A 12696-nucleotide genomic window follows, 5' to 3' on the forward strand; every position below is an offset into this window, starting at 1 on the left:
AGGGAACGGGGCACGGGGCTTGGGCGAGATCGTCACGGTGGCGCTGCTGGGGCTGGCGGCGACGGCATCGAACCTCGTCGGTGCGGCCTGCGGGCTCTACCTGCGGATCTCCAAGCTGGTGCTGAGCGGCATCCTCGCCTTCGCCGCCGGCGCGCTCATCAGCGCGCTCGCGATCGAGCTCGCCTTCGGCAGCGCCACGGCGATGCGCAATGAGGGATTCAGCGCCGACCAGGCCTGGTATCTGATCGGCGGCGGCTTCGCGGTGGGTGCCGTCATCTATTACATCGCCTCGCTGGCGCTGGAGCGCCGGGGCGCCGCGGTCCGCTTCCCGAGCCGGTTCCGCGAATATGCGCAGAGCCGCCGGCGCCAGGACGCGGGCGAGACGATCCGCCTGCTGGCGAAATGCGATCTCCTGCGCTACCTGCCGCCCGAGCATATCGAGCTGCTGCTGCTCTGCGTGCAGCGCCGCCGCCTGAAGGCGGGCGAAGTCCTGTTCCGCGCGGGCGACCAGGCCGATGCGCTCTATATCGTCGCCAGCGGCAAGGTCGTGGTGAGCGAGGACGGCGACGCCGGCGCGCCGGACGGCCGCGCGCTGGCCGAGCTGGGCGAGGGCCAGGCCTTCGGCGAGATGGCCCTGCTGACCGGCGGGAAGCGGACCGCGACCGTGCGCGCCAGGACGGACACCGAGCTGCTGGCGATCCGCAACGAGGATTTCGCCGAGTTCCTGGCGCAGGATGCGGCGCTCGCGGAGGCGATGCGGCGGCTCGGCCATGCCCGCGCGCTCGCCAATCTCAGCGCCGGCGGGGCCCATCCCGCCACCTGGGCCGCGGTCGCCAGCAGCAGCCTCAACCAGCCGAGCCGGCGCGAGGCGGAGCGGCTGCTGGCCGAGGCCAGCCACGGCGCCGGGCTCGCCATCGTGCTCGGCAACATCCTCGACACGATCCCCGGCTGCCTCGTGATCGGCGCCAAATATTCAGCGATGCACTCCATCTCGCCGACGCTCCTGCTCGGCATGATCATCGGCGGGCTGCCCGAGGCGGCCGCCAGCGCCAACATGCTGAACCGGGCCGGCTACCGCGACCGCACGATCCTGGCGCTGTGGTCGACCGTGATCGTCACCGGCGTGATCGCGGCCTTGGCCGGCAACCTCCTGCTCGGCAGCTCGCAGTCGCTGATCCAGTCCTTCTTCCAGGCCGTCGCCGGCGGTGCCGTACTGGCGCTGGTCGCGCATGCGATGATCCCCGAGGCGATCGAGGAGGCGGGATCGCTGATCGTCCTGCCGACCGTGGCGGGGTTCCTGTTCGCGCTCTATCTGGCGCTGACGGAGAGCTTGGGGTGAAGGGGCCGTGAATGAATCCCCTCCCCTTGGTGCTTTCTTCACCTCCCCCTTGAGGGGGAGGCTGGGGTGGGGGGTGAGTCACACACTCATTGTCGGCGCGGATGACGCGATCGAGTGCTCTTGCAGCACCACGTTCTACGATCACCCCCCACCCTAACCTCCCCCTCAAGGGGGGAGGGGATTCACTTGCCGCACCGAGCAGCCCCCTCCCTGCCCTCCCCCAATAGAAGGGGGAGGGGATTACAGAGAAAGGCTAGCTCAGGAAATCCTCGATGTACCCCTTCACGATCGGGTCAAGGCTCTCGTCGGCGGCGAGGCCGAGGCTCGTGGCGCGTTTGAAGTTCGTGCCCGTGGGCCAGCCGGCGACGATCTTCTGGATGAAGGGGTCGGGAGCGACCGTGATCTCGCCCAGATGGCGGTTGCCGGCGACGCGCTTGAGGCTCTCGACCATCTCGCCCACCGTCACGTCGAGGCTCGGCAGGCCCACGGCGCGGTCGCTGCCCAGCTTCTCGGGCGGCAATTCATAGAGGCGGATCATGTTCTCGACCGCCGTGCGATAGCCCGAGACCGGCATCACCGTGTCGAGCGTCACGGGCAGCGCGCAGTCGATGCCGTTGAGCGGCTCGCGGAACACGCCGCTGGCGAAGCTCGAGGCCGCCTTGTTCGGCTTGCCCGGGCGGATGACGATGGTGGGCAGCCGCACCGAGCGGCCGTCGATGAAGCCCTTGCGGCTGTAGTCGTTGACCAGGAGCTCGCCGATCGCCTTGGTCACGCCGTAGGTGGTCTGCGGCGTCTGCTTGACGGCGTCGCCGACGCTGGGCGGCATGCCGTCGCCGCCGAAGACCGCGATCGAGCTGGCGAAGACGAGGCGCGGCCTGGAGCCGCGCGCGCGGGCGGCCTCGAGCAGATGGCGCGTGCCGTCGAGATTGACCTGCATGGCGAGATCGAAATTCTGCTCGCCCTCCCCGCTCACCACCGAGGCCAGGTGGAAGATGCCGATATCGTCGCGATCGACCAGCGCGCGGACGCGGGCCCCGTCCGAGATCTGGCCGGTCTCGATCTTCACGCGCTCGTCGAGGCCCGCGGGCCGCACGGCCGGCGCCACCATGTCGAACAGCAGGATCTCGTCGATCCGCTCGGCGTTCCCCGACGGCGCTGTGAGCTGGCCGCGCTTCACCAACGCGCGGGCCAGCATCAGCCCCAGGAACCCCGTGCCGCCGGTGATGACGATCTTCATCGTGGTTTGCTTCCCTTGCGCCTCGTTTTCATTTCATCGCCTTTCTCGTCATCCCCGCGAAAGCGGGGATCTATCCTGATCCAAGTCGCCAAGCTTTGACGTGGATCCCCGCTTTCGCGGGGATGACGAAAGAGTCGCTGTGCCGCCTGAGTGACTCCGCCACGATCCTACCGCGCCCCCCTCGCCCCGATCCCATAGGGTGCCGCCCAGCCGAGCCCTGCGACGGTGTCGCCCTTCGGGCGGTATTCGCAACCGATCCAGCCGTCATAGCCCATCCGCTCGAGCCCGGCGAAGACCGCGCGGTAGTTGATCTCCTGGCTGTCGTCGGGCTCGTTGCGGCCGGGCACGCCGGCGATCTGGACATGGCCGACGATGTCCTGGTTGGCGGCGAAATTGTCGAGCAGCCGACCGTGGGTCATCTGCGCGTGATAGACGTCGTACTGCAGCTTGATGTTGGAAGCGCCGACCTCCTCGATCACCGAGCGCGCCGCCTGCGGCGTGCCGATCAGGTAGCCGGGAAAATCGACGGCGTTGAGCGGCTCCAGCATGAGGTCGACCTTGACGCTCCGCGCCTGGCCGGCGGCCCAGCTCAGATTCTCGACATAGACCTCGCGGTGGCGGCGGGGATCGCCCTGGAGCGGCACCAGCCCCGCCATCACATGGATGCGCGGGCAGCGCAGGGTCTGGGCATAGTCGAGCGCCAGGTCGATCGCGCGGCGAAAATCCGCCTCGCGCCCCGGCAGGCCGGCGATGCCGCGCTCGCCTTTCTCGAAATCGCCCTGCGCGGCGTTGAAGAGCACCTGCTCCAGCTTCCAGGCCTCGAGCCGGCTGCGGATCTCCGACGCGGCGAAGGGATAGGGAAAGAGGCACTCGACGGCATGGAAGCCGACCGCGGCGGCGGCGGCGAAGCGGTCCAGGAATTCGACTTCCTGGAAGATCATGCTGAGATTGGCGGCGAGCTTGGGACCGGGCATGGGCGGGGTTGTTCCTTTAACGGGGCCTTCAACTGGGGAAACGCTCGCGCAGGGCCGCGACCTGCTCCGGTGTCAGGAAGCGGGTGCGATGGCCCTGCAGCAATAGATAGAGCTTGGCCGTTTCCTCCAGCTCTTCAATGGCCCCCGAGGCCGCTTCGAGCGAAGTGCCCGCCACGACCGGCCCGTGATTGGCGAGCAGCACCGCATGATGCTTCGAGGCGAGCTTGCCCACCGCCTCGGCCAGGCCCGCATCTCCCGGCGGATAGTACGGCACCAGCGGCAGTCGGCCGACCCGCATGACGTAATAGGCCGTGATCGGCGGCAGCACATCCTCGGGATCGAGATGGGCCAGCGTCGAGACCGCGACCGAGTGGGTCGAATGGAGATGGACCACGGCCGCTGCCTTGGGCCGCTCGCGATACATGGCGAGATGGAGCATCGTCTCCTTGGTCGGCGCGTCACCCGAGAGATGCCGGCCGTCGGGCGCGAGCTTCGAGATCCGCGCCGGATCGAGATCGCCCAGCGCGACATTGGTCGGCGTCATCAGCCAGCCATCCTCGACCCGGACGCTGATATTGCCGGAGGAGCCGAAGGTGAGGCCGCGCTGGAAGATCGAGCGGCCGAGCGCGGCGATGCGTTCGCGGGCGTGGGTCTCGGTCATCGCGGGCTGCCTTCCATCGGAATCGAAACGCCTCATTGTATCTTCCGCATACTCTCATCGCCTTGCCGCTGCGGCGGCGCCCGTCATCGTCATCCCCGCGAAAGCGGGGATCCAAGGTCAAGCTTACGACGCTGGATCGAGATGGATCCCCGCTTTCGCGGGGATGACGAGTGAATGAGTGTGTCGGCTCTCACAAATGTCCAGGTGCCTTCTCCCGCGAAGGGGCTAGAGCACGTCATGCCAGCATCTCCAGCGCCTTGGCGAAGAAATCCGGCCCGCCGAAATTGCCGGACTTGAGCGCCAGCGCCAGCTTCGGCTGGCCGAGGCTGACGGTCCAGGGCACGCCCGGATCGATCTGCGAGCCGATCCGCAGCGCGCTTACGCCCAGGCGCTGCACGATGGCGCCCGAGGTCTCGCCGCCGGCGATGACGATCTTGCGCAGGCCCGCGGCCACCAGGCGCTGCGCGATCTTGGCCAGCGTCTCCTCGATCAGGGACCCGGCCTTCTCGCGGCCCAGCGCCGCCTGCACCTTGGCCACCTCTTCCGGCGGCGCGCTCGCATAGATCAGCACCGGTTCGCGCGCCATGTGGTTCTGGGCCCAGGCCGCCGCGTCGGCGACGAGATCGCGGCCCTGGGCGAGGGCCAGCGGATCGAGCGCGAAGGCCGGCCGGCGCGCCTTCCAGGCCGCGACCTGGCCCAGCGTCGCCTGCGAGCAGCTCCCCGACAGCACGGCCGACAGGCCCTCGATCCGTTCGAGCCTCTCGGGCGGACCGGCCGGCGCCAGGCGGTGCTCCTTCCGGAAATTGGCCGGCAGGCCCAGCGCGATGCCGGAGCCGCCGGTGATCAGCGCCAGGTCGGAAGAGGCGGCGCCGATGTCGCGCAGATGCTGGTCCTCGATCGCGTCGACGATGGCGTAGCCATAGCCGTCATGCTGGAGCTGGTCGAAGGCCTTGCGGATCGCGGCCGGTCCCTGCCGCACGGTGCCATAGGGCACGAGGCCGACCTTGGCCCGGGTCTGGCGGCCCAGCACCCGCACCAGGTTGGAATCGGTCATCGGCGTCAGCGGGTGGTGGCGCATGCCGGAATCGGCGAGCGCGACATTGCCGACGAAGAGATTGCCCTGGAAGATCGTGCGCCCGTTCTCGGGAAAGGCCGGACAGGCGATGGTGAAGCGCGCATGAAGCGCCTTCATGAGCGCATCCGCCACGGGACCGATATTGCCGGCGTCGGTCGAATCGAAGGTCGAGCAATATTTGAACAGGATCTGGCGGGCACCGTTGCGCTTGAGCCAGTCGAGCGCCACCAGCGACTGGCGCACGGCGTCCTCGGGAGGAATGGTGCGCGACTTGAGCGCGATCACCACCGCATCGGACGGCGGCAGCGCCAGCTCGCGCGCGGGAATCCCGATCGTCTGCACCGTGCGCATCCCCTCGCGCGCCAGCATGTTGGCGAGATCGGTGGCGCCGGTGAGATCGTCGGCGATGGCGCCGAGGAGGAGGGTCATGGAGGTCCGTTCATCTTGTCTGTTCTGATCGTCATCCCTGCGCCCGGATCCGGCCGTAGGCCGGTCCAAGCGTAAACTCCAGCGGGGATCCATCTTGATCCAGGTGACCAGGCTTTGAAATGGATCCCCGCTTTCGCGGGGATGACGCGAGACAATGTCACCGGCTGCTCCAATCGATCCGCGCCACCGCGTAGGCGCCGAGCCTGAGCGGGGCCTTGAGGTCGAGGGGCTGGGTCGCGGTCGCGAACCAGGCGGGTTGAGTCACCGCCTCGACGAAGCTCGCCTCGTCCAGCATGCGCAGCTTGGCGGGACCGGCCGGGATGTCGGCCAGCGTCACCATCTGCTTCTCGGCCGTCAGGTTGGCGACCCAGAGATGCGTGCCGCCGGGCCCGTGTGCGGCGAGCGCCTCGACCTTGCCGGCATCCGAGGAGCGGGTCGGGACCAGCGCCTCGCCCGCGGCCGCGGCGAGGTCGGCGATCACATGATAGACGGGGAAGACCGCGGGCTGGCCCTGCCCGTCGAAGAAGGGCTGCGGGGCGCCCGTCCTGCGATGGACGATGCCGATGGAGCCCGTGGTGGCGCCGAGCGAGACCACCTCGATCCCGCCCTTCGCGAAAGCCGCGATATAGCCGAGGTTCCAGGCGGCGCCGAAGAGGCCGCGCTGGCGCGGATCCATCTGCGACAGGCAGACCCGCTGGTTCGCGGGGTTGGGCGAGGAGGCGGCGCCGTAGGGATTGTTGCGGGCGCCGATGGCGCTGGGCCCGACCCAGTAGGGCTTGCCGGCGATGAAGGCGCGGGTCGACTGGATCTGATAGGGCAGCGATTCGAGCGTCTCCATCACCGACTTATCGTCGGCCGCATGCACGATCGGGCTCGAGCTGTGGGTCACGTAGTCGAGCAGCCTGGCCGGCGGACGCTTGCGGTTGAGCTCGGTGAAGAAGGAGAACATGCCGCCGCCGAGCGCGATCCCGGGGAAGAGCTTGCGCGCCGCTTCATAGATCGTCTCCAGCGGCGGCACCTGGGGGCCCTTACTGCCGGGCAGCACCGCCTTGAGATCGGCCGCGGGCGACACCGCGATCGCGGCAGGCTTGAGGCCACTCTCGCCGAGCGCTTTCGCCAGCGGTGCCAGCTCGGTCGCGGGGTCGTCCGATTGCCCGGGCAGCACGACCTCCAGCACGATGGCGGCGCCGATCGTCTCGCCGAGCTTCTTCGCGGTGTCGAGTTCCTTGCGGCCATGCCCCTCGCGCAGATCGATCTCGGCGATCAGAAGCTGCGCGCCGGCCTTCTTCAGAAGATCGGCCGCCGCCAGCGACGCCGCCCCCTCCGCGGCCGGCAATCCCAACCCGATGCGCGGCAGCTTGGTGCCGGAGGCCTGGCCCAGGCTCACGGTGATGCCGCTCGCGGCGGCGGCGGAAGCGGCTGCCGGGGCCGGGCCGCTGAAGCTCAGGCTCACCGACTGGGTGAAGCTCTCGCCCTTCTTCAGCGTGTAGGGCCAGGGCAGCGCCAGGGGCCGCACATAGGTCTTGTAGGAGGCGTCGCACCAGTTGCGGTGATCCTCCATCTCGAAGGTGTCGCCTTCCATGCGGGTCGTGGCCCAGAGGCCCGGCGCCGCCTCGTGGCTGAGCGCCCGGATATCCTTGAAGGGCTGCACCGGATCGACGATGGCGGGGAACTTGTCGGTGACCTTGCGCCCGTCCACATGCTCGATCTTGACGGTATGGCCAGCCACGCCCTTGAGCGGATGGAGCACGACGAAGCCGGTGCGGTTGGTGAGGAAGTCGGTCTCGGGCGTGGCCACCGCCTCGAAGGTCAGCGTCCCGTCGGCCTTGCCAGCGATGCGCGCGTCATAGCGGATCTTGCGCTTGGCGTCGGAACAGACGGCCTTGTAGGTGACGGTGAAGCCGTCCGCGGCCTCGCTCACCTTCAGGTCGCCGATCGCCGGATCGAAGGTGCCCCAGTTCTCGTCGCGCACCAGGAAGGCGATGGTGCGCAGGACCTCCACGCCGCCGAAGCGGATGGTGCGCAAGCCGCCGTTCTCGAGCTCGGCCGTCAGCGGCCCCGCCTTGAGGCTCCGCCCCGCGACATTGGGCTGCTCGGTTCCCGTCAGGATGATCGCGCGCGATGGCGCCGCGTTGGTCATGATCCTGGCCCCTCCTCAGGCTCGGGCTTTGCTTTCCTCTCCACCCGCATGAGCGGGGGGAGAGGGTAGGGTGAGGGGGGACGTGCAGCAGGCTCCCTGTCGAAAGCCGGCACTCCATCGCCACCCCCTCACCCTGCCCTCTCCCCCACTTTCGTGGTGGAGAGGAAGGAAATCTCTCTCCATCACAGCGCCTTCTCCGTCTTCGCGTCGAACAGCGACGCGCGGTTGAGGTCGATCTGCAGCTCGAGCGTCTCCTCCGGCCGGCTCACATCGTGGGCCTGGAGCTCCGCCACCACGGGCTGGCCGCCGAGGCCGAGCGTGGCGTAGCTGCGCGAGCCGGTCGGCTGGACCAGCTCCACCGTGGCACCGATCCTCACCGCCCCCGGCGGCACGGCGCCCCCTTGGGCGCGGCTCATATGCTCAGGTCTCAGCCCGAGGATGATCTCGCTGTCGGGCGCCGCTGCCAACCGGTTCCAGCGGCCGGCGGGCAAGGGCAGCGTGGTGCCGTCCCCGAGCCTGACCGCCTGGGATCCGCCGCCATTCACCAGCCGGCCTGACAGGAAGTTCATCTGGGGAGAGCCGAGGAAGCCCGCGACGAAGCGGCTGGCGGGCCGCTCGAAGAGGTCGAGCGGCTTGCCCTGCTGCTCGATCTTGCCGTCGCGCAGCAGCACGATCCGGTCGGCCAGCGTCATGGCCTCGATCTGGTCGTGCGTCACATAGATCATGGTGGTGGCGATCTCCTGGTGGAGGCGCTTGATCTCGCCGCGCATCTCGTCGCGGAGCTGTGCGTCCAGGTTGGAGAGCGGCTCGTCGAAGAGGAAGAGCCGCGCGTTGCGCACGATGGCGCGCCCGATCGCGACGCGCTGGCGCTGGCCGCCCGAGAGCTGGCGCGGCAGGCGGTCGAGCAGGCCCGCGATGCCCAGCATGTCGGCCGCGCGCTTGACCCGGGTCTCGATCTCCGCCTTGGGCGTCTTGCGGGCCTTGAGGCCGAAGGCGATGTTCTCATAGACCGTGAGATAGGGGTAAAGCGCGTAGTTCTGGAACACCATGGCGATGTCCCGGTCGCGCGGGCGCATGTCATTGACGACCTTACCGCCGATCTCGATGGTGCCCCGGTCGATCTCCTCGAGGCCCGCGATCGAGCGCAGCAGGGTCGACTTCCCGCAGCCCGAGGGGCCGACCAGGACCGCGAACTCGCGCGCCGGGATCTCCAGATCGACGCCGCGCACGGCATGGACGGGGCCGTAATGCTTGTGCAGGTCGGTGATCTTCAGGTCCGCCATCGTGTCGACGCCTCTCGCTCGCCCCCGTTCCGTTCAGCCTTTCACGGCCCCCATGGAGATGCCGCGCACCAGATAACGCTGCAGCATCGCCACGGCGACGAAGACCGGCACCGTGCCCAGCACCGACATGGCCGCGATCTTGGCCCAGAAATTCGATTGCCCGCCGAAATAATGCGTGACCTGGACCGGGTAGGTGAGCACCTCGGTGCGGGTCAGAACGAGGGCGAAGATAAAGTCGTTCCAGGCGAAGACGAAGGTGAAGACCGCGGTCGCGAACAGCCCGGCGCGCGCCATCGGGAACACCACGCCCGTCAGCACCTGCCAGCGGCTGCAGCCGTCGACCAAGGCGCTTTCCTCGAGCTCGATCGGGATGTCGGCGATATAGCCGCGCATCATCCAGATCACATAGGGCAGGTTGAAGGCCGTATAGAGCAGGATCAGGCCCCAATAGGTGTCGACGGCGCCCAGCCACACATAGAGCAGGAAGACCGGAAACACGATCACGATCGGCGGCATCATGCGCTGGGAGATGATCCAGATCGCCAGATCGTCGCCGCCGGTGCGGAACCGCACCAGGCTGTAGGCGCAAATCGTGCCGAAGAACATGGCCAGCACGGTGCTGCAGCCGGCAATGACCAGGCTGTTCCAGACCACGATCACGTCGCCGTCCTTGAACAGCACGGCATAGTTGGCGAACTGGATGTTGGCCGGCCACCAGACCGGCGGGAAGGCGAAGATCTCGTCCGGCGTCTTGAAGGAGATGATGAAGAGCCAGTAGATCGGAAAGAGGAACACGAGCAGCACGGCGATGACAGCGGCATAGCGAAGCCCTAGGCGCGTGGTGGCCCGCCGGCTCATCATCGCGCGATCTCCATGCGCTTCAGGAGCCACATCACCACGGCTGTCAGCAAGATGATCACCAGGAAGGCGATCGCCGCCGTGTAGCTGATCTCGAACTGCTCGAAGCCCTGGACGTAGGTATAGATCGAGACGGTCTCGGTCATGGTGCCGGGGCCGCCCCGGGTCAGCGCCCAGATGATGTCGAAGAGCCGCATCAGCTCGAGGCCGCGGATCATCAGCGCCACCGACATGACCGGCCAGATCGCCGGCAGCACGATGCGCCGGAACACGGTGCGGTAGGGCGCGCCGTCGAGCTCGGCCGCCTCCAGGAGCGACTTGTCGACGTTGGAGAGGGCCGCCAGCAGGATCAGGAACATGAAGGGCGTCCACTGCCAGATCTCGCAGATCAGGATCGCCGGATAGACGGTGTTGGGGTTGACGATCCAGATGATCGGGACCTGATGGCCCGCGAACCAGGCGATGATCTGGTTGATCGGCCCGAAATGATGGTCGAACAGCAACCGCCAGGTGGCGCCCGAGACGATCGGCGAGATCATGGTGGGCAGCGTCAGCAGCGCGATGAAGAGGGCGCGGCCCGGCAGCTTCTCGAGGAAGAGATGAGCCAGCAGCAGCCCCAGCGCCAGCTCGATCGGCAGCGCCACCGCCGTGAAGATCAGGGTATGGGCCAGCGATTCCCAGAGCCGGGCGTCGCGGAACAGGGCCTTGTAGTTGAGCAGCCCCTGGAAGGAGGTGTCCTGGTCGATCATGCCGATGCCCTGGAAGCTGACCACGGCCGAGTAGATCAGCGGGAAGAGCCCGACCAGCAGCAGCACCAGGATCGCCGGGGCGACGATCAGGTATTTGAAGTTCCGCTCCAGGAACGGCCCGCGCGCCTGGGCGCGGCGCGACGCGACGGCGGCGGCGGTCATGGAAGGGAAGTCCTAAGAATCATCCGGCTCAACTTTTTTCATGTCCATTCCCTCCCCATCTCCTTCCTCCTGTCATCGCCGGGCTTGACCCGGCGATCCAGGGCGGAAGGGCTGGATCCCCGGGTCCGGCCTCACGGCCGGCCCGAGGATGACAGCGGGAAGAGCAACCCGATCCATCGCGTCATCCCCCTCCCTCACCCTCCCCCAAAAGCTGGGGGAGGGGATAGGTAGAGAGACACCGTCCCTTTTCTCTTCCTCACATCTGCGGATAGGCGCCGGACTTGGCGGCCCATCCCTGATAGGCGGCCTTCTGCTTGTCGACACCGACCTTCTCGGTGATCGCGTCCCACTGGGCCGCGATCTTGTCGAGAATGGCCTTGGGATCCTCGCCGCCCCAGAGCGCGGAGATGCCCTGGCGCAGCGCCTCCTCATACTTGTCGGTCTGGAGGATCGACAAGTCGAGGAGGCCCGTCTCCGAGGCCAGCTTCAAGGTCGCCAGATAGTCCTTGGCGTCCGGCCAGCGCGAGAGATAGGTCGGGTCGGTGTAGTGCGAGACGCGGAAGGGATCGCGCAGCGTATAGGGGAGCTGGACCCGCTGGGTCGAGATCGCCTTGCTGTTCAGCCACTGGATGAAGAGATAGGCGGCGTCCTTGTGCTTCGAGGTCGAGGCGACCGAGAGCGCGAAACCCAGCGCCAGCTGCGGATGGCCGCCCGGCGGCAGGGCATAGCCGACCTTGCCGGCGATCTGGGTCTTGGGCACCCAGTTGAGGGCCTTCTCGTCCTGGCCGTAGCCCGCGGCCCAGCGGCCATAGGGCGGCCAGGAGATGGTCATCGCCGTCTGCCCCGCCATGAAGGCCGCGAGGTTCTCGACGAAGCCCCAGGTCTCCACGCCCGGCGGCATGAACTTGTTCTCGGCGCGCATGTCGGTCAGGACCTTGACGCCGACGTCGCTGTTGACCGTGGCCTTCATCGTGTTCGGGTCGAAGAACTTGCCGCCCTCGTTGCGGAAGCGCTCCTGGAACATGAGCTGCGCATAGGGCGCCTGGCGGAAGAAGGCGGCGCCGTACATCTTCGGCTGGAACTTGTCGGTCAGGAACTGGCCGATCTCGTCGAACTGCTTCCAGGTGGTGGGCGGCGCCAGGTCGTAGCCGAACTTGGCCTTGAAATCGGCCTGGTTCTGCGGATCGGCGAAGACGTCCTTGCGGTAATACATGATGAAGACGTCGCCATCGTCCGGGAAGCCGTAGATCTTGCCGTCGACCGTCATCTGGTTGTCGCGGTAGGTCGGCGCGATCTCCTGCAGCTCGTCGCGGTATTTGTATTTGTCGACGTAGGAATCGAGCGGCTCGAGCGCGCCGGCCTTGGCGAGGTCGGGCATCCAGGACGGGATCACGTTGAGCGCGTCATAGGCGCCGGTACCAGCCCGGTATTCCTGCATGATCTTGGTGAACATCTCCTCGGTCGGGACTTCGATCACCTTGACCTTCATGCCGGTCAGCTTCTCCCACAGGGGTCCGGAGAAGTTCAGCGGATCGAGCGACTGGAGGCCGGCTTCCCAGACCACGGTGATCTCGGTGCCGGCATATTTCTTGGCCGCCTCGGCGGCGATCTCGTCGGCGGATTGCGCCGCGGCACCCGACGACCAGGCGCCGAGCGCGAGACCGGCGAAGGCGCCGGCCCAGGCGAGCTTCTTCAACAAACTCATGGCTTCCTCCCTAGTTGCCCAATTTTTTGGGCTTCACGTGTCGACCATTGGCTTGATGCAAGTCGCAAGCGGTTCAGAGTGGCG

The 12696-nt window shown here is 67.5% G+C and carries 10 protein-coding genes; 1 reads left to right on the forward strand and 9 read right to left on the reverse strand.

What is annotated here, in order from left to right; genetic code table 11:
• Positions 1-19 precede the first annotated feature (19 nt).
• Entirely contained in the window at positions 20-1339 is a 1320-nt protein-coding gene (locus tag FRZ61_RS21445; protein ID WP_151119651.1) for a cyclic nucleotide-binding domain-containing protein, read from the forward strand.
• 253 nt (positions 1340-1592) lie between these two features.
• On the opposite strand, the gene denD is transcribed toward FRZ61_RS21445, so the two are convergent.
• The 9 genes from denD to FRZ61_RS21490 all read right to left on the reverse strand — a co-directional run bounded on the left by denD (position 1593) and on the right by FRZ61_RS21490 (position 12612).
• A complete protein-coding gene (gene denD, locus FRZ61_RS21450; RefSeq protein ID WP_151119652.1) occupies positions 1593-2576 on the reverse strand; it encodes a D-erythronate dehydrogenase in 984 nt (327 codons plus the stop codon).
• A gap of 167 nt (positions 2577-2743) precedes the next feature.
• Positions 2744-3550, reverse strand: a complete 807-nt coding sequence (gene otnI / locus FRZ61_RS21455; protein ID WP_151119653.1) for a 2-oxo-tetronate isomerase — start codon at positions 3548-3550, stop codon at positions 2744-2746.
• Between the two features lie 28 nt (positions 3551-3578).
• Positions 3579-4211 carry a 3-oxo-tetronate 4-phosphate decarboxylase gene (otnC, locus tag FRZ61_RS21460; protein ID WP_151119654.1) on the reverse strand — a complete coding sequence of 211 codons (633 nt, stop codon included), beginning with the start codon at positions 4209-4211 and terminating at the stop codon, positions 3579-3581.
• A gap of 235 nt (positions 4212-4446) precedes the next feature.
• Complete coding sequence (gene otnK / locus FRZ61_RS21465) at positions 4447-5715, reverse strand: 3-oxo-tetronate kinase (protein ID WP_151119655.1); 1269 nt, start codon at positions 5713-5715, stop codon at positions 4447-4449.
• Positions 5716-5872: 157 nt separating this feature from the next.
• Positions 5873-7855: a hypothetical protein gene (locus FRZ61_RS21470; protein WP_151119656.1), complete on the reverse strand. Its 1983-nt coding sequence runs from the start codon at positions 7853-7855 to the stop codon at positions 5873-5875.
• 182 nt (positions 7856-8037) lie between these two features.
• Entirely contained in the window at positions 8038-9138 is a 1101-nt protein-coding gene (locus FRZ61_RS21475) for an ABC transporter ATP-binding protein (protein ID WP_151119657.1), read from the reverse strand.
• Positions 9139-9171: 33 nt separating this feature from the next.
• Positions 9172-9999, reverse strand: a complete 828-nt coding sequence (locus FRZ61_RS21480; protein ID WP_151119658.1) for a carbohydrate ABC transporter permease — start codon at positions 9997-9999, stop codon at positions 9172-9174.
• On the reverse strand, positions 9996-10907 hold the full coding sequence (locus FRZ61_RS21485) for a carbohydrate ABC transporter permease (RefSeq protein ID WP_151119659.1): 912 nt from the start codon (positions 10905-10907) through the stop codon (positions 9996-9998). The genes FRZ61_RS21480 and FRZ61_RS21485 overlap by 4 nt, the downstream gene beginning before the upstream one ends.
• 256 nt (positions 10908-11163) lie before the next feature.
• Complete coding sequence (locus FRZ61_RS21490; RefSeq protein WP_151119660.1) at positions 11164-12612, reverse strand: ABC transporter substrate-binding protein; 1449 nt, start codon at positions 12610-12612, stop codon at positions 11164-11166.
• Positions 12613-12696 lie beyond the last annotated feature (84 nt).

It is taken from the genome of Hypericibacter adhaerens, from assembly GCF_008728835.1.
GTDB lineage: Bacteria > Pseudomonadota > Alphaproteobacteria > Dongiales > Dongiaceae > Hypericibacter > Hypericibacter adhaerens.

What these genes read in the sequence shown, in the direction of transcription:
- denD (WP_151119652.1), bottom strand. Translation starts at nt 2,576, where the DNA reads ATGAAGATCGTCATCACCGGCGGCACGGGGTTCCTGGGGCTGATGCTG.
- otnI (WP_151119653.1), bottom strand. Translation starts at nt 3,550, where the DNA reads ATGCCCGGTCCCAAGCTCGCCGCCAATCTCAGCATGATCTTCCAGGAA.
- otnC (WP_151119654.1), bottom strand. Translation starts at nt 4,211, where the DNA reads ATGACCGAGACCCACGCCCGCGAACGCATCGCCGCGCTCGGCCGCTCG.
- otnK (WP_151119655.1), bottom strand. Translation starts at nt 5,715, where the DNA reads ATGACCCTCCTCCTCGGCGCCATCGCCGACGATCTCACCGGCGCCACC.
- FRZ61_RS21470 (WP_151119656.1), bottom strand. Translation starts at nt 7,855, where the DNA reads ATGACCAACGCGGCGCCATCGCGCGCGATCATCCTGACGGGAACCGAG.
- FRZ61_RS21475 (WP_151119657.1), bottom strand. Translation starts at nt 9,138, where the DNA reads ATGGCGGACCTGAAGATCACCGACCTGCACAAGCATTACGGCCCCGTC.
- FRZ61_RS21480 (WP_151119658.1), bottom strand. Translation starts at nt 9,999, where the DNA reads ATGATGAGCCGGCGGGCCACCACGCGCCTAGGGCTTCGCTATGCCGCT.
- FRZ61_RS21485 (WP_151119659.1), bottom strand. Translation starts at nt 10,907, where the DNA reads ATGACCGCCGCCGCCGTCGCGTCGCGCCGCGCCCAGGCGCGCGGGCCG.
- FRZ61_RS21490 (WP_151119660.1), bottom strand. Translation starts at nt 12,612, where the DNA reads ATGAGTTTGTTGAAGAAGCTCGCCTGGGCCGGCGCCTTCGCCGGTCTC.